Origin of the sequence: Mycobacterium sp. (genome assembly GCF_049585075.1) — a bacterium.
In the GTDB taxonomy this organism is placed as follows: Bacteria; Actinomycetota; Actinomycetes; order Mycobacteriales; family Mycobacteriaceae; genus Mycobacterium.
Genome location: NZ_JBAUZA010000030.1, coordinates 1 through 15,717 on the forward strand (window position 1 = coordinate 1; position 15,717 = coordinate 15,717).

A 15,717-nucleotide genomic window follows, 5' to 3' on the forward strand; every position below is an offset into this window, starting at 1 on the left:
CTCTGGGGCGTCGGGCCCAAAACGATGAAAAAGCTTGCCACTCTTGGTATCACCACCGTCTGGCAATTGGCGCACACCGATGCTGAGCTGTTGACGTCGACATTCGGGCCGCGGACCGGGCTGTGGCTATTGCTTTTGGCCAACGGCGGCGGCGACGACACGGTCAGCGCCGAGCCCTGGGTACCGCGTTCTCGCAGTCACGTCGTAACCTTCCCGCGAGATCTCACCGAACGCCGCGAAATGGATTCAGCGGTAACCGAATTGGCGCAGCATGCGCTGAGCGATGTCGTAGCCGCCTCACGGATCGTCACCCGGGTGGCGGTGACCGTCCGCACCGCCACGTTCTACACCCGCACGAAGATCCGCAAGCTCGACGAACCCACCACCGACGCCGACGTTATCGTCGCGGCCGCGCTGCGGGTGCTGGACCTTTTCGAGCTGGATCGCCCGGTCCGGCTGCTCGGGGTGCGACTGGAACTGCAAATGCCGCAGTAACTTCGCGGCAGTGTTCGCGACGCCTCAAATAACCGGGGGAACCGGGCAGTGCAGCACACCGCACACGGTTCGAAGCAGCTCAGACTCCTCCTCGGTGACGACTCTGTCGGCCATTACCGTCGTCACGACGGCGGCAACAACGGTGGCCTTGTCGTTGCCTTCGAGTCCGTCGATCATCGGCCACACTTGTTCTAGAGCGAGAACGTCCGGAACTGGCAGGAATGGGATCCGTACCTGGGGGTATGCGACGGAGATCCCCGCTTGGAAGGCCGCCGCCGCGGCCGTTGGGTCGCTGTTAGCCGTCTGGGCCAGTAGAGCGATCAGGCGGCAGATCGCGCTTTGCGCGCTGGCCAGATTCTGACGCCTGCTCTTCCACGGCGATCCTGACGTGAGAGCCTCATGTAAGGCAACGAAAACGAGTGTGCCCAAACAGTATTCAAAGATGTTGATCTGACCATCGGCGTTGATCAGTTCGCCGAGAACCGATGTCATCAATCGCGTCTCAGCCTCTGCACTACCACGCAGAGCGGGGAACGCGATGGACGCGACGGGCAGGCGCAAGCTCGGCTCGAGGCTCACCAGATCTGCGGCACATCGCCATGACTCATCGGCCACCTGCTTGCCGTGGTACCGCGCGACGATTTGGTACTGAGCCTGCCGGACATTCTCGCTGCGGTCGAAGACAAGCCCGTAGATCAACGGCACCGCAGTTGCGGAATTGTGCGCAAGGTCGGCAAGGTTCTGCGGGACCGCTTTGCGTATCCGCACCCCAGCCTCGTAGGAAGCGGCGGTCGGGTTACCAACCGCCGCAGCGTATTCGCGAGCATTGACGCGGCGTGGGGGCGCTTGCTGGACTGCGGCATCCGTGAAACCCATCCTGGCGTCCTCTTGTGCGCCGTCCGGCGGCTGACTGGACCAGCGTTGACGCAGCTCGTCGAGGTTGCTGGGAGTAAAACCGGGCTCGAGCACCTGGATGCGCTTGAGCAGCGGCGGGTGGGTTGCGTATAGCGCAGAGATTTTCATGCCTTCGCCGAAGAGCATGTGGCTGACGTTTTCGGTTTGGTGGCTGTTGAGGCGGGAGCCGGCCTCGAGCCCGGCGATTTTCTTCAGCGCCCCGGTCAGCCCACTCGTTTGTCGCGTGTATTGGACCGCTGACGCATCAGCGAGATACTCGCGATCACGCGAGACGGCTGCTTTGATCAGCCGCCCGAAGAAGACTCCGATCCAGCCTGCTGCCAGAACGACCAACCCCAGCGCCCACAACGGGAGGCTGATGCGAGCGTCACGGCTGCGCCCACCCACGTACCACATCATCCGGCCGATGACTGCTAACGCGGTGATCCCGGCCAGCACGCCAATGAGTTTGAGGCTCAATCGCATATCGCCGTTCACGACGTGGCTGAACTCGTGTGCGATCACACCCTGGAGTTCGTCACGGTTGAGCCGATCGAGCGAGCCCTGGGTGACGCACACGGCCGCATCCGCGGGCGTGTATCCAGCGGCGAAGGCGTTGATGCCCGGTTCTTGCGGGAGGTAGTAGAGCACGGGCACCGGTGTGCTCGAAGCAATTGCGATCTCCTCGACGACGTTGCGGTACCGATGGAGCTTTGGGTCCGTTGGCATATCCGGTACACGTTTCGCGCCGAGGCTTTCGGCAACCTTGATGCCGCCACCCTCGCGCAGCATCATTGTCTTGACAATCGACACCCCGGCAATCATCAGCAGCACTACGCCGCTAACGACCACCGATAGCCCGATCAACTGCTCCGGCGTTGCTGCTCCTTTGGACACCGTCGGCACGATGACCGCGAAATTCACCATTGCCGTAATACCGAGCACGGCCAAGATAAAAAGGAACACCATCCTTCTCGACGCCGCGCGTACCTTCCGCTCGCGCTCGAAGAAGTCCATGACCTAGGTCAGAACTGAACCCGCGGGACTTCATGCACCTCCGGACCGGCCGCCTCCAGCGGTGCTGCTGTGGTGAAGCCGAACATGCCCGCGAAGACGGTAGCCGGGAAAACTTCGCGCCTGTTGTTGTAAGCCATCACCGAGTCGTTGTAGGCCTGGCGGGCGAAAGCAACTTTGTTCTCTGTCGAGGTAAGCGTCTCCGAGAGCTGCATCATATTCTGGTTGGCCTTGAGGTCTGGGTATGCCTCACTCAGCGCAAACAGCTTGCTAAGGGCTCCGGTCAGCGCACCTTCCGAGGCTGCGAGCCGACCCATGGCATTGGGGTCTCCCGGGTTTCCGGTGGCCGCCGTCCGTGCGGTAATTGCGGCGTTACGCGCCTGAATGACCGCTTCGAGGGTCCCACGCTCGTGCGCCATATAGGCCTTGGCGGTTTCCACGAGATTCGGGATCAAGTCGTGCCGCCGTGTCAGCTGAACGTCGATCTGTGCGAAGGCGTTCTTATAGCCGTTCCGAAGACGAACGAGCCCGTTGTAGGTGCTCAACGCTACGAACGCAACGATGAACGTGACGATGGCCAGTATTACGACGACGACGACGATAAGAGCAGTGACCATGTGTCCGCCTGTTCGACTTTGCACCTGACTAGTGGACCGCCATCGTCGCACGTTGTCCGAATCGGGTGGTGAATATCGACATCACCAGCAGTGAGCAAATCGGCGTCAGCGGTAACCGAATTGGCGCGTCAGGCACTGAGCGTGGTAATAGCGGCCTCGAGGATCGTCGCCCCGGTCGCGGTGATCGTGCGCACCGCCACGTTCTATGCCCGCACCAGGTTTCGCAGGCTCGACGGGCCAACCACCGCGGCCGCACTACGGGCGTTGAGAAGGTCAAGTGCTGCTTCCGTCGCCGCGCCTAGTGTCCGCGGTGTGCGCCGGGCCGGGGGCTTCGTAATCGCGATCGGTCTCGGATTGCTGCGCCGCGGGTTGCTCGTTGGCCGGCGATGCGGTTGCGCCACCCTCAGTCTCACCTGGCACCGACGATTTGTACTACGACGACTCAACCGGTTTGACACCCCCTTCGCCGCCTTCGTCGCTCGGCTTAGCAGATTCCTGCCGACCCTCGTAGGGCGGCACGGCTGACCCGGTGTCCTGCGGCGGAACCTTCGAGTCATCTCCACGTTGGGGGTCGGCCGTCTCGGGATCGGTAAGTGGTGGGTTGGCGTCCTCGTCGACGTTGCCGGCGGGTCTGTCACTCTGGCTGCCGGAGCCTGATTGTGCTTCCATGACTACTCCTCGTGCCCGCCACAAGCGCTGCGGCGATGGGCTATCTTCGGCTACCCCTAATGGAGCCGCCGAAACACGAGTGTTGTCAGTCAGCGCGGCACGACGGGAGCCGGCTTGAGTGCCCGGCTGAACACCACGTTCACTTGCCGCATCGCCACGCTATAAGGCCACCACGCAACACGTTTGAACGCGTAGAGCGCGCGGATGTCCGTCGAGGTGTAGATCAGGAACCGGTTTTTGGCGACCCCAGCCAGGATCTTGTCCGCGGCTTTTTCCGGTGACACCGCGTGCCCGCTGAAACGACCTACCCAGCGACTAACTCCGGGATCATCGCGATCCACCCCGGCGATCTCGACAGTGTTGACCAACGGGGTGTTGACGGCGCCGGGCACGACGACCGATACCCCGATGCGGTGGCGGGCCAAGTCGAAGCGCAGCACCTCCGACAGTCCGCGCAGCCCGAATTTGCTTGCGCTGTAAGCAGCATGCCAGGGCAGCCCGATCAGCCCGGCAGCCGAGGACACGTTGACCAGATGACCACCCCGGTGGGCCGCCACCATCGGCGGCAGGAAGCTCTCGATGACGTGAATCGGGCCCATCAGGTTGATCGCGACCATCTTGGTCCACTGCTCGTGGGTCAGTCGATCGACGGTCCCCCACGCCGAAACGCCGGCGATGTTCATCACGATGTCCATGCTCGGGTGTTTGGCGTGGATCTCGGCGGCGAACGCGGCAACCTCGTCGTAGTTGGAAATGTCCAGCACCCGGAACTCGGGCACTTGTGCGCCCAGCGCGCGAGCATCGGCCACGGTCTGAGCCAGCCCGTCGGCGTTGCGGTCCGTCAGATAGAGCTCGGCGCCGTGGCCGGCGAGCCGCAATGCCGTCGCGCGGCCAATGCCGCTGGCCGCACCGGTAATAAAGCACCGCATTCCTGCGAACGTCTTCTGCGCCATGGGAGATGACGATACCGGCGGTAACGGCCCCAACGGCCCGCGGGGACTACGTAGTCGAGCCGCCCCACAGCGCGTTACGCCACAACGCCTCGAGCACCCGCACACCGCGTTGAACGTCGCCGTCGGCGCCTACGAAGGCGGTGTCGCCGGTGAGCATCTGTGCAGTGGTGACCGCAAGCGTGCGCACCAAGGCCGGGATGTCGTCGCTGATGGGGTGGGCGGTACCGGCCCGCAGCTCGTCCTCGACGATGCCGATGATCTGCTCGATCACGTTGTCGACCTGCTGATCGAGAATTTCGCGTATCTCGGCGTCGGTGCTGCGCGCGGCGTTGCATGCCGACATCACCGGATCGTTGTGTGCATAGACCGCAGCGGCGCTACCGACCATCCGCTTAGCGAAGGCTGCCGGCGATTCGTCCGGCCCCCGCGGGGCGAAGTAATGCGTTAGCTCTTCGAGCTCGTGGGTGGCCTCGGCGAGGATCTGGGCCAGCACCGCGTATTTCGAGTCGAAGTAGAAGTAGAAGCCGGATCGGGCCACCCCTGCGCGGTCGCTGATCGTGCTGACCGACAGCTGGGCGAACGGTCTTTCCTCAAGAAGTTCGCGCACGGCCTGCACGATGGCCTGCCGCTGGCGATCGCCCCGTCGCGTCGGAGCCGTGCCGGCCTGGTCCTGATGGGTCCCTCTGCGGATGTCCTGCTCGGTCTGCACCCCTCGACCTTGCACCACGCCACGCGCAAAAGGAAACTTGACAGCCGTCAAGTTTCATCGAAGGATGGCGGGTGGTGACGCCTGCCACACCGCCGGTCAAGGCCGGTTTCCGCTTCTGCGCAGGCGCCGAGGGAGGAACGGCAGAGATGTCAAAGGCGACTATCAGCACCCCGCGTTACCTGCTTGATCAGGCGAAGCGCCGGCTGACCCCGTCAATCAACAACTTTCCCGGCATGGCTGCCGTCGAACAGAAGCTATTACATACCGACTGGACGCCGAGAAAGCTCGCGGATCCGCCGCCGGGCAGCGGACTCAAGCCGGTCATTGGCGATCGGGGTCTGCCGGTCCTCGGCCACATCATCGAGATGCTGCGGGGCGGACCGGACTACCTGCTATTCCTCTACCAAACCAAAGGGCCGGTCATATTCGGCGACTCACCAGTCTTGCCGGGCGTCGCTGCATTAGGCCCAGATGCGGCTCAGGTCGTTTATTCCAACCGCAACAAGGACTACTCCCAGCAGGGCTGGGTGCCGGTGATCGGGCCGTTCTTCCACCGCGGCCTGATGTTGCTCGACTTCGAAGAACACATGTTCCATCGGCGGATCATGCAGGAAGCGTTCGTCCGCTCCCGGCTGGTCGGCTACGTCGAGCAGATGGACAAGGTCGTCTCCCAGGTAGTGGCGAACGACTGGGTGGTCAACGACCCACGCTTTCTGCTCTACCCGGCAATGAAAGAGCTCACCCTCGACATCGCGTCGATGGTGTTCATGGGCCATGAACCCGGCACCGACCGTGAGCTGGTGACCAAGGTGAACAAGGCCTTCACCATCACCACCCGCGCCGGAAACGCGATCATCCGCACCAGCGTGCCGCCGTTTACCTGGTGGCGCGGTCTCCAGGCGCGCGAGCTGCTGGAGAACTACTTCCGCGAGCGCGTCAAGGAGCGCCGCGGCAAGGAAGGCAACGACTTACTGACGGTGCTGTGCCACACCGAGGACGAGGACGGCAACAGCTTCTCGGACGAGGACATCGTCAACCACATGATCTTCCTGATGATGGCGGCCCACGACACCTCGACATCGACGACGACAACGATGGCCTACCACCTCGCCGCCAACCCCGACTGGCAGGAACGCTGTCGCGACGAATCCGATCGGCTCGGTGACGGTCCACTAGACATCGAGTCGTTGGAGAAGCTGGAATCGCTTGATCTGGTGATGAACGAGGCGATCCGGCTGGTGACACCGGTGCAGTGGGCGATGCGCCGGACTGTGCGCGACACCGACTTGCTGGGCTACTACTTGCCTGCGGGGACAAACGTCATCGCCTACCCAGGGATGAACCATCGGCTGCCAGAGATCTGGACGGATCCGCTGAAATTCGACCCCGACCGATTCACCGAACCGCGCAGCGAGCACAAACGACACCGTTACGCGTTCACGCCGTTCGGCGGCGGCGCGCACAAGTGCATCGGGATGACGTTCGGCCAGCTGGAGATCAAGACGATCCTGCACCGGCTGCTGCGCCGCTACCGGCTGGAGTTGCCCCACGCGGGGTACCAGGCGAAATGGGATTACGGTGGCATGCCGATCCCGATGGACGGCATGCCGATCGTGTTGCGCCCGCTTTAGCCGGAGCCGTCGTCCCCGTAAAGCCGGTTCGCGCAGGCGACGACCGCGCTCAACGCCGACTGTGTCGGGTCTTCCGACCAGCCCATCGCCCACTCGGCCCGGCAGCCGTCGCTGCCCTGGATGAAGGTCGCGGTCGTGTCGTCTGAACGCAGCTGATGAAAACGCAGCATCTCGACCGCTATTCCGTGGTCGTAAAGCATTGCGGTCAGCGCGGCAACCGGGCCGGTCGCGGTGGCGGTCGCGGTTTCGAGGCGGTCGCCGAACCCCAGCGTGGCCCGGAAGGTTCGGGCCTGCGGACCCAACCGAGTCGCCTTGCGCTCGCTGTCAGTGCATTCCCATTGGCCTAACCGCAGTGGTCCGGCGCTGGGAGCGTAGGTGGCGGTGAAAGTAGTCCACGACATGGTGTTGGCGTCCTCCCGGATTCCCCGCGGCAGCGCAATGCCGTCGAAGCGGATCGATCGCGATTCGGGTGGAGCGGGCGCCGTCTCGGCGCCACTCGAAAATCTCAGGTCGGTGATTGTCATGTGCCGGTCTTCTCTGGTCTGAAGTGATGACCGACAGGTAGTAGCTTCCGACCCACAGCGGGGGGTCGGTCTGGATCAGACCCCGCTGCGGGTGCTGGCTACTACGAGAAGACTCTGCACGTGGCCGAGGGTAGACGCCGATCGGCGGCCGGTGCAACTCGATTTCCGGCAACTATGCGTTGAGATTGCCGCCAGGGTTGTGGTTACTGCCCTAACCACAACCCTGCGTGCAATCTCGATGAACATCGCAAGCGGCGTCGACCTACGCGTGGTTGGCGACTTCTTCGAGGGCTTCCTGGAGCAGTCCGGTCACCGCGTTGGCGATGCGATCCAATCCGGGCTCCTTGGTCACATTAACCATCAACCGGGGGTCCATCGCGTCAACGATGACGGTGTCCGGAGTGTCCGGGTCTTTGCGCACCACGACGTTGCATGGCAACAGCACGCCGATCTGCCGGTATGCATCGACCGCTTGGTGGGCGAATTTCGGAATGCAGGCGCCGAGGATCAGGTAGTCCTCCATGTCCACATCAAGCTTGGCTTTCAGTGTCGCCTTCATATCGATCTCGGTCAGCACACCAAACCCTTTGTGCGCAAGTGCGTCCCGAGTTCGCCCGACGGCGTCTTCGAACGAGCTGTGCAGGGTCGTCGACAACGCGATACCCATGATCGACTCCTTTCTTTGGTGATCTTTCATCCCTGCTACGCCAGGGCTAGGAACAGTTTTTCCAATTCGGACTCGGTCAGCGGGGCAGCGCCGTCGCGTCCCGCACCGCTGACACACTCGCGAAGCCCGGTTGCGACGATCTTGAACCCGGCCCGATCAAGTGCACGCGAGACAGCGGCCAGTTGCGTGACGACGTCCTTGCAATCTCGGCCCTGTTCGATCATTGCGATCACGCCGGCCAGCTGCCCCTGTGCCCGCCGCAGTCGGTTCAGTACTGCCGAGATGCTGTCTTCATCGCCGATCATGAGATCTCCTTAAGCGGTCGCGGCGACGTCGGCGAACTCACAGAACGCGTCGTAAGCGCGGGCACCGTAGATGGTGGCCGGGCCGCCCATCATCAGGAAGCTGACTCCGATCGCCTCGGCCGCCTCCTCCTTGGTTGCTCCGGCGCGCGCAGCGCCTTGGGCGTGCGATGCCATGCAGCCGTCGCACCCATGGACGACGCCGATCGTCAGCGCAATGAGCTCTTTGAATTTCGTGTCGAGCGCCCCGGGTGCCAGCGCCGCGTGGCTCAGTTCGCCGAATCCGCGATAGACGTCCGGAATCATCCTGCGCAACGCCCGATGCTGCGGACCGAGTGCGTCGAGTACCTCGTGGTTGTTGTGATCAGTCATAGCCCGATGATACCCCCGGGGGTATTTATTTACCACCACCGGCCCGGGTGATCATCGGCATGAGGAAGTCGCGCACGTATGCGCGGGTGTCGTCGATCGTGGCCAGATTGATGCTGGTGTGTGGAGTCACGATGAATGACAGCGTCAGTCGGGTCTGGAGCTCTGCGACGGTGCGCAGGTGACGTTCCTGGGCCGGCGTGGTGGCATTAGTGCCGTATAGCTCATCCCGCAGTAGGGCAACCGAGTAGTCAGTCGCGAAATCGATGATGGCGCCGGCATGGACGGTCAAACTGGGCAGGATCGTTTCGGGCTCGGTCCGTAGCAGTTTCTTCAGCAGAGCGTGTTCACGCATGAACGTTACCGTGAAGACCGTGTCGTAGACCATGCGGTCTTCAAAAGTCTTGCCATGCAAGCGGGCCCGCGCGCTGCCTTCTAGGAAGCGGCGCACCTCGGCCAACACGACTGCGTCGTTGAGTGCCGCTTTGGTCGGGAAGCGCCGGTAAAGGGTGGCCCGCCCAACTCCGCTGCGACGGGCGACATCTTCCATCGTGGAACGCCGCATTCCGACCAGCTCGGCCTGCTCAAGCGCGGCACGCAATATCCGGGTAGTGATCTCGTCGGGGTTGTCGACCTGGGCAGCGACGGCCGGATCGGGCTCGGCGAGTCGCCGCACGAACTCCGCCGTTGGACTCGATGTCACGGAATTCCTCCTTGCTCACCGGGTTGCGCGGTCGTATCGTGAAGAAAATAGAGAGACAAAGATTGTATCAATGTCTCGCACGTCTCACCATGCGGTTCGCCGACACGGAAGGTATTCGTATGAACATTGGTCTCTGGGCCCGATGGATGGCGCTGCATGGCGTGTCCCGAGCGTTCTTGTCCACGCAGGCGCGCCGAGGCGATCCATTAGCACGCCTGCTGATGAGTCACGGGCGCGGCGCAGATCCTTACCCACTGTTCGAAGAGATCAGAGCCCAGGGACCGCTGGTGCGCAAACCGTTCGTATGGGCCAGCGTCGATCATGCCGTTTGCCGAGAGATTTTGCGAGACAACAGATTCGGCGTTACAGATCCCACGGTGATCAAATTGCCCCGGCCGCTTCGGCCGTTCATCGCCAGGACCGACCCCGGCGTCGCTAATCCGGTCGAACCGCCCGCGATGGTGGTGGTGGATCCCCCCGACCACACCCGCTATCGACAACTCGTGGCCCAAAGCTTCACCCCGCGTGCCATCGACAGGCTCAGCACCCGGGTCACCGAGGTGACCCAGGAACTGATCGAGCGTCTCGCTGGCACACCGGATGCCGATCTGATCGCCGATTTCGCCGCTCAACTACCGGTCACGATCATCGCCGAGATTCTCGACCTACCCGCCGATACCCGTCCGCATCTGCTGGATTGGGGCCACGGTGGCGCCCCTCTGCTGGATATCGGAATTCCCTGGACCACCTACCGACGCGCCATCGACGGTCTGCGAGATGCCGATCAAGCCAACCTGGACCACTTCCACCAAGCGCGCACTGGAGAGCCAGGAGAAAACGCGTTCAGCCGATTGGCCGCCGACGGCACCCTCACCGACCGTGAGTTCACGGCGAACGCCGTGCTGCTCATTGGCGCAGGCTTCGAGACCACGGTCAACCTGATCGGCAACGGCATCGTCGTGCTGCTGCAAAACCCTGAGCAGCTGGCGAAGTTGCGTGAGGATCCCGACCTGTGGCCCGCCGCGGTCGAGGAAATCCTGCGAATCGACAGCCCAGTCCAAATGACCGCGCGCACCGCGGGTTTCGACGTCGAAATCGCCGGACGCCAGATCGCCGCCGGCGATATCGTCGCGCTGCTCCTAGCCGGCGCCAACCGCGACCCAAATGTGTTCGCCGATCCCGCCAAGTTCGACATCACCCGGACGAATGCGCGCGACCACTTGGCGTTTGCCTCCGGCGTGCATGCTTGCCTTGGCGCCGCTCTGGCCCGAATCGAAGGCGCCACCGCGCTGCGCATGCTGTTCGAAGCATTTCCCGACTTGCGCCTCACCACGCCGCCACCACGTCGGGGTCTGGTTAACTTGCGCGGATTCACCAGTCTGCCAGTACAACTGGGGAGCAGACGGGCAATAACCGCCTAAGCGGCTTACAACCACCACGACGCGGTGGCGTCCAAGTGCCGACGAGCGCGGTAACGCGCCAGGCTGTCGTCGCCATCCGCGATCGCCTCGATGATCCGCAGGTGGGCTCGCTGCACGTCGACGAGGTCCCTACGGCTTGGGACCGGCTGCTCGGTGGTGCTCCAGTGCCGTCGAAATACTTCGACGATGATCCGCAGGAACAAGTCCAGCACCGCATTACCGGCCAGCTGAGCCAATCCTGTATGGAACAGGAACTCCTCCATACCCGCCTTGCGCAGATCGTTGCCGGCTTCCTCGATGATCAGCCGATGCCTGTCGAGGAATGCACGTACCTCTGGCGCGGCGCGGCGTTTGACGACCTTTGCGACGTTGTCGATCTCGATCGCGTCGCGCACCAACCGTAGATCGTCCCCACGAGGTTTGCGGTATTGAAGATACAACGCGATGGTGTCAATGCTGGCCTGCGCCTGCGGCTCTGCCACCACCAGCCCGCCGCCTGGTCCGCGACGCATCTTCGCGACGGCGTGGTACTCCAGCAGCCGCACCGCTTCTCGCAGCACCGAACGGCTCACCCGATAGCGTTCCAGCAGTGCGACCTCGGTCCCGAAGACCTCACCGATTTGACGGCCACTGGTGGCGATGTCGTCGCGGATCGCGTTCGCCAGCACCTCGGCGAGCTTGCCAGCCGGCGCTTCGCGGTCCAATCCGCGTTGCTTGTTCGCCCGGCCGGGAGCCTGGTGGTCATGTAGCCAGGCGGTCACCGATTGCGCATGGCGCTCGCTGAGTGTCTTGGCTCGTGCCGAGTCGCCCGCTGTGACCGCGGTGACGATATCGGCATGATCCTGATGCCTGCGCTCGATCGCCTCAAGCGCGTCACGGGCAGAGTCCAGCCGCGAATCTTGCGCATACCGGACGGTCAACCGCATCAAGATATCGATGAAAAGTTGCAGCACAGGGTTTTTCGACTGCTCCGCCAATGCGGCATGGAACTCGTCTCGCGGCTCCTTGGCGCGCAGCACGGCACGCAGCCGTTCGATGCCAGCTTCGTCGATTCCCTCGGCGGCAAGCGATGCCGCCAACGGCTCCAGCAGCAGCCGCGCATCGAGCAGATCGCCGATCGTGGTGCCCACGTACTCCAAATAGATGATGATGGCGTGCGTCGCCGGGGCGGCGTCGGGCTCGCAGACAAGCAGTCCACCGTTGGGCCCGCGACGCATGCGCGCGACTTGGTGGTGTTCGACGAGCCGAACGGCTTCCCGCAACACCGATCGGCTCACCCGGTACCGCTGTTGCAACGCTTGCTCGGAGCCCAGTGATTGACCGATCGGCCAACCGCGCCGAATGATGTCAGCCTCGATGCGGCGCGCGATCTGCGAAGCTCGCTTATCGGACCGCTGCTCGGCGTGGGCTTGAACGCTCAATTGCACACTCGCACAGAGTGAATCAGCATGTCAGTAGCATGCATCCGGCGATCGGACCGCCGCCGACCGCGGCCACTGCGACTTCCGGCCGGCGGGGCACCTGCCGCTCCCCCGCCTCGCCGCGCAGTTGCAAACAGGTCTCATGCAGCAGCCAATAGCCGTGCATGCGGCCTGCCGAGAGCTGGCCGCCGTAGGTGTTCAGCGGCAGGCTGCCGTTGAGGGCGATCCGCTCGGCCCCCTCGACGAATGGACCCGCTTCGCCGTCACCGCAGATTCCGAGGGCTTCCAGCCACGCGAAGGTGAGGAAGGTGAACCCGTCGTAGAGCTCGGCGAGGTTCAGATCGCTCGGCGCCAGGTCGGTACGCGACCACATCTGCGCCGCCGCATCTGCTGACGCCATCCTCGGATAGTCCGCCCGGTGAAACCAGCCGCCCGCGCCGTCGGTCCCCCCGATCGCCTCTACCTTCACCGCCCGATGCGGACAGTCCTTGGCGTAGTCGGCCCGCGAAACCACCACCGCTACCGACCCGTCGATCGGGACGTCACAATCCAGCAAACCCAACGGTGTGGATACCGGCCGCGCGGCCAGATAGTCATCCATCGTCATCGGATCTCGGTACACCGCAAGTGGATTCAGCGCGGCATTACGCCTGCTGTTGATTGCCAGCCAGCCCAGCTGCTCTTTGGTGGTTCCATAGATCTCCATGTGCCGGCGGCAGTTCAGCGCAAGCCAGTTCGCCGCGGAATATGCGTGGGCGGCGACCAGATCGTTGACATCGTCCATCGGCCCGACGGCGGGTGGCTCGGCACCCTCGGGTGTCTGGAACATCCGGGCCAGCGGCGGGGCCGGCGCATTCTCCTCCCGCTTCACCGGGACTGTGCCGCCCAGCATTTGGATCGTCCGGTAGATGACCACATGGCGCGCGTGACCCTCCGACACCGCGCGGCACGCCGACATCACCGGGTTCAGCAGACCACCGGTGCCGAATCCCGAACCGCAGTCAGCGGCCTCGATGTGCAGCTCGGCGAGGACGTCGGCGGCGGGGGTATCACCCAGGGTGGCAATGCCGTCGACGTCCGCCGCAGCCAGGCCGGCGTCGTCGATGGCAGCGCGGACCGCTTCCATGGTGAGGTCCAGCCCGGGAATTCCGGTGCGACGGCCGATTCGGGAGATGCCGATACCGGAAATGATCGCGTCTTTTTCGAAGTAGCTCATCTGCGCCGTCCGTTAGACCAACCCAAGACAATAGAGTGTACTGTATTGCTCGTGTCAAAGGCGACGTCTGAGCTGCTCATCGAGCACTGCGACAATTGCGCACACTGGGTGCACCCCGCGGCGGGCGAATGCCGCGACTGCGGCGGGCCGCTGATCGCGCGGCCGGTGTCGGGTCGCGGCACGGTGTTCACCTACACGGTCAACTATCACGCGTTCAACCCGGAGCTTCCGACGCCCTACGTGATCGCCATCGTCGAGCTCGTCGAGCAGAGCGGACTACGGGTAGCGGCGAATATCGTTGACTGTGAGCCTGATTCAGTGACGTGCGGGATGGGCGTTGAGGCGCTGCCGGAGCCAGGTGCCGGCGGCGCACCCCGCTTCGCCCCGGCCGGCTGGGCGCGAGCAGACGCCAGAGCTACTTGATCAGCGGATCGCGCGGCATGCCGAGAATCCGCTCGGCGATCTGATTGCGGGTGACCTCGGAGGTCCCACCGGCGATCGCCATGCCGCGTGCGCCCATCACCATTCGGCTTACCAGCCCGGCCGGCCCGTCGGTGAGGGCGATCTCGGGTCCAAGCAGCGCCGCGGCGATCGCCGCACCGTCACCCATGTGGTCGGCCAGCTTGAGCTTGGTGATGTTGCCTTCGGGCCCCGGCCCCGCCCCCTCGACGCTGCGAGCAGCACGACGCAAGTTCAGCAACCGCAGCGCGTGGTCTTCGGCCAAGAAGTTGCCGATGCGAATCTTGGCGCCAGCCAGCTGATCTGCCTGCTGTTGGGCCAGCCCGATCAACTGCGCGGCGATCCCCTCGTAGAACCCTCCACCGCCTCCGATGCTGACCCGCTCGTTGCCCAAAGTCGCCCGGGCGACGGTCCATCCGGCGTTGGGCTCCCCGACAACGTCCTCGTCGGGGACGAACACATCGTTGAAGAACACTTCGTTGAATTCCGAGCCCCCGGTGATCTGGCGCAGCGGTCGCACCTCGACGCCGGGCCCCTTCATGTCGATGATCATCGCGGTGATGCCGGCGTGTTTCGGAGCTTCGGGATCGGTGCGTACCGTGGCCAAGCCGCGGCGGCAATGCTGGGCGCCGCTGGTCCATACCTTCTGCCCGTTGACATTCCAGCCGCCGTCCACTCGGGTACCGCGGGTCTTGACCGCTGCCGCATCCGATCCAGCGTCGGGCTCGGAGAACAACTGGCACCAGATTTCATCCTGGCGCAGCGCCGCTTCCACGAATCGTTCGATCTGCCAAGGGGTTCCGTGCTGGATCAGGGTGAGGATCACCCATCCGGTGATGGAATAGTCCGGACGCTTGATACCTGCGGCGGCGAACTCCTGCTCAATCACCAACTGCTCGACGGCATCGGCGGCCAAGCCCCATGGTTTGGGCCAATGCGGCATCACGTAGCCGGTTGCGATCAATCGATCCAGCCGGCCTTTCTTGTCCAGCGGGGCGATCTCGTTGGCATCGGCCCGAATTCGTTTGCGTAGTTCTTCGGCCTCCGGTGGTAGGTCGAGGCTGTTGGCTCGGGCGCTTCCGGCGGCGGTCTGGTCGAAGATGTCGGCCGCAGGTGCGTCGCCGCCGAACAGTGCCCGCAAGGTAAGCGCGCGGCGCAGGTGCAGGTGTGCATCGTGCTCCCAGGTGAACCCGATTCCACCGTGCACCTGGATGTTCAGCTCGGCATTACGGGCGTAGGCCGGAAATGCCAGCGCTGCTGCGACCGCGGCCGCGAGCCGGAATTGCTCCTCATCCTCGCCGGCGGCACGAGAGGCGTCCCACACCGCGGCGACCGCCGACTCGGAGCTCACCAGCATGTTGGCGCAATGATGCTTGATCGCTTGGAATGTGGCGATCGTGCGGCCGAATTGTTGGCGCACCTTGGCGTAGTCGACCGCGGCGTCGACGCAGTCCGCCGCCCCGCCGACGGCCTCAGCGGCCACCAGCGTGCGGGCTCGGGCCAACGCCGATTCCGCTGCCCCCGGCAGGATGTCGTGGTCGCCGACGCTGACGCTTTCCAACCTGACCCGACCCGAGCGTCGAGCCGCGTCCAGGTTGGCGGGTACGTCGACCGATACGCCGTCGCGATCGCGTTCCAGCACCAAGACGTCGC

Annotated in this window: 17 protein-coding genes; 4 read left to right on the top strand and 13 right to left on the bottom strand. The window is 63.9% G+C overall.

The genetic code is table 11. From position 1 onward, the window contains the following. Positions 1 to 495 (top strand): DNA polymerase thumb domain-containing protein (locus tag WB785_RS01375; RefSeq protein ID WP_424076914.1); only part of this gene is annotated, 495 nt, incomplete at its 5' end. 24 nt (positions 496 to 519) lie between these two features. On the opposite strand, the gene WB785_RS01380 is transcribed toward WB785_RS01375, so the two are convergent. From WB785_RS01380 to WB785_RS01400, 5 genes are all read right to left on the bottom strand, one after another. Then, on the bottom strand, positions 520 to 2,406 hold the full coding sequence (locus WB785_RS01380; protein ID WP_424076915.1) for a M48 family metallopeptidase: 1,887 nt from the start codon (positions 2,404 to 2,406) through the stop codon (positions 520 to 522). Positions 2,407 to 2,414: 8 nt separating this feature from the next. After that, positions 2,415 to 3,020, bottom strand: coding sequence for a LemA family protein (locus WB785_RS01385; protein ID WP_424076916.1), 606 nt, complete (start codon positions 3,018 to 3,020; stop codon positions 2,415 to 2,417). Between the two features lie 432 nt (positions 3,021 to 3,452). After that, positions 3,453 to 3,689: a hypothetical protein gene (locus tag WB785_RS01390; protein ID WP_424076917.1), complete on the bottom strand. Its 237-nt coding sequence runs from the start codon at positions 3,687 to 3,689 to the stop codon at positions 3,453 to 3,455. An 89-nt stretch (positions 3,690 to 3,778) separates the two neighbouring features. Continuing rightward, positions 3,779 to 4,642: an SDR family oxidoreductase gene (locus WB785_RS01395; RefSeq protein WP_424076918.1), complete on the bottom strand. Its 864-nt coding sequence runs from the start codon at positions 4,640 to 4,642 to the stop codon at positions 3,779 to 3,781. 46 nt (positions 4,643 to 4,688) lie between these two features. After that, positions 4,689 to 5,333, bottom strand: a complete 645-nt coding sequence (locus WB785_RS01400; RefSeq protein ID WP_424076928.1) for a TetR/AcrR family transcriptional regulator — start codon at positions 5,331 to 5,333, stop codon at positions 4,689 to 4,691. 164 nt (positions 5,334 to 5,497) lie between these two features. Between WB785_RS01400 and WB785_RS01405 the strand changes: the two genes are divergently transcribed. Then, positions 5,498 to 6,982 (top strand): cytochrome P450, encoded by a 1,485-nt coding sequence (locus tag WB785_RS01405; protein ID WP_424076929.1) that lies wholly within the window; start codon positions 5,498 to 5,500, stop codon positions 6,980 to 6,982. On the opposite strand, the gene WB785_RS01410 is transcribed toward WB785_RS01405, so the two are convergent. The 5 genes from WB785_RS01410 to WB785_RS01430 form a co-directional block, all read right to left on the bottom strand. Then, complete coding sequence (locus WB785_RS01410) at positions 6,979 to 7,506, bottom strand: homocitrate synthase (RefSeq protein WP_424076919.1); 528 nt, start codon at positions 7,504 to 7,506, stop codon at positions 6,979 to 6,981. The genes WB785_RS01405 and WB785_RS01410 overlap by 4 nt on opposite strands. 262 nt (positions 7,507 to 7,768) lie before the next feature. Next, positions 7,769 to 8,173: a DUF302 domain-containing protein gene (locus WB785_RS01415; protein WP_424076920.1), complete on the bottom strand. Its 405-nt coding sequence runs from the start codon at positions 8,171 to 8,173 to the stop codon at positions 7,769 to 7,771. Positions 8,174 to 8,208: 35 nt separating this feature from the next. After that, the gene (locus WB785_RS01420) at positions 8,209 to 8,478 is read right to left on the bottom strand and encodes a metal-sensitive transcriptional regulator (protein WP_424076921.1); all 270 of its coding nucleotides are present in this window, start codon (positions 8,476 to 8,478) and stop codon (positions 8,209 to 8,211) included. Positions 8,479 to 8,487: 9 nt separating this feature from the next. Further along, a complete protein-coding gene (locus tag WB785_RS01425) occupies positions 8,488 to 8,847 on the bottom strand; it encodes a carboxymuconolactone decarboxylase family protein (RefSeq protein ID WP_424076922.1) in 360 nt (119 codons plus the stop codon). A 25-nt stretch (positions 8,848 to 8,872) separates the two neighbouring features. Beyond that, entirely contained in the window at positions 8,873 to 9,547 is a 675-nt protein-coding gene (locus tag WB785_RS01430; protein ID WP_424076923.1) for a helix-turn-helix domain-containing protein, read from the bottom strand. Between the two features lie 119 nt (positions 9,548 to 9,666). On the opposite strand from WB785_RS01430, the gene WB785_RS01435 reads away from it, so the two are divergent. Continuing rightward, a complete protein-coding gene (locus WB785_RS01435; protein ID WP_424076924.1) occupies positions 9,667 to 10,968 on the top strand; it encodes a cytochrome P450 in 1,302 nt (433 codons plus the stop codon). A 5-nt stretch (positions 10,969 to 10,973) separates the two neighbouring features. Here the strand turns inward: WB785_RS01435 and WB785_RS01440 are convergent, their stop codons facing one another. Together WB785_RS01440 and WB785_RS01445 are read right to left on the bottom strand one after the other, a co-directional pair. Continuing rightward, a complete protein-coding gene (locus WB785_RS01440; RefSeq protein ID WP_424076930.1) occupies positions 10,974 to 12,389 on the bottom strand; it encodes a FadR/GntR family transcriptional regulator in 1,416 nt (471 codons plus the stop codon). A gap of 22 nt (positions 12,390 to 12,411) precedes the next feature. Further along, complete coding sequence (locus WB785_RS01445; protein ID WP_424076925.1) at positions 12,412 to 13,605, bottom strand: thiolase family protein; 1,194 nt, start codon at positions 13,603 to 13,605, stop codon at positions 12,412 to 12,414. Between the two features lie 51 nt (positions 13,606 to 13,656). Here WB785_RS01445 and WB785_RS01450 point away from each other — a divergent pair, with 51 nt between their 5' ends. Beyond that, positions 13,657 to 14,028 carry a Zn-ribbon domain-containing OB-fold protein gene (locus WB785_RS01450; RefSeq protein WP_424076926.1) on the top strand — a complete coding sequence of 124 codons (372 nt, stop codon included), beginning with the start codon at positions 13,657 to 13,659 and terminating at the stop codon, positions 14,026 to 14,028. On the opposite strand, the gene WB785_RS01455 is transcribed toward WB785_RS01450, so the two are convergent. After that, positions 14,021 to 15,717 (bottom strand): acyl-CoA dehydrogenase family protein (locus WB785_RS01455; RefSeq protein ID WP_424076927.1); only part of this gene is annotated, 1,697 nt, incomplete at its 5' end. The genes WB785_RS01450 and WB785_RS01455 overlap by 8 nt on opposite strands.

Coding starts and splice junctions, on each gene's coding strand:
- WB785_RS01380 (WP_424076915.1), bottom strand. CDS start 2,406: ATGGACTTCTTCGAGCGCGAGCGGAAGGTACGCGCGGCGTCGAGAAGG.
- WB785_RS01385 (WP_424076916.1), bottom strand. CDS start 3,020: ATGGTCACTGCTCTTATCGTCGTCGTCGTCGTAATACTGGCCATCGTC.
- WB785_RS01390 (WP_424076917.1), bottom strand. CDS start 3,689: ATGGAAGCACAATCAGGCTCCGGCAGCCAGAGTGACAGACCCGCCGGC.
- WB785_RS01395 (WP_424076918.1), bottom strand. CDS start 4,642: ATGGCGCAGAAGACGTTCGCAGGAATGCGGTGCTTTATTACCGGTGCG.
- WB785_RS01405 (WP_424076929.1), top strand. CDS start 5,498: ATGTCAAAGGCGACTATCAGCACCCCGCGTTACCTGCTTGATCAGGCG.
- WB785_RS01410 (WP_424076919.1), bottom strand. CDS start 7,506: ATGACAATCACCGACCTGAGATTTTCGAGTGGCGCCGAGACGGCGCCC.
- WB785_RS01415 (WP_424076920.1), bottom strand. CDS start 8,173: ATGGGTATCGCGTTGTCGACGACCCTGCACAGCTCGTTCGAAGACGCC.
- WB785_RS01420 (WP_424076921.1), bottom strand. CDS start 8,478: ATGATCGGCGATGAAGACAGCATCTCGGCAGTACTGAACCGACTGCGG.
- WB785_RS01425 (WP_424076922.1), bottom strand. CDS start 8,847: ATGACTGATCACAACAACCACGAGGTACTCGACGCACTCGGTCCGCAG.
- WB785_RS01435 (WP_424076924.1), top strand. CDS start 9,667: ATGAACATTGGTCTCTGGGCCCGATGGATGGCGCTGCATGGCGTGTCC.
- WB785_RS01445 (WP_424076925.1), bottom strand. CDS start 13,605: ATGAGCTACTTCGAAAAAGACGCGATCATTTCCGGTATCGGCATCTCC.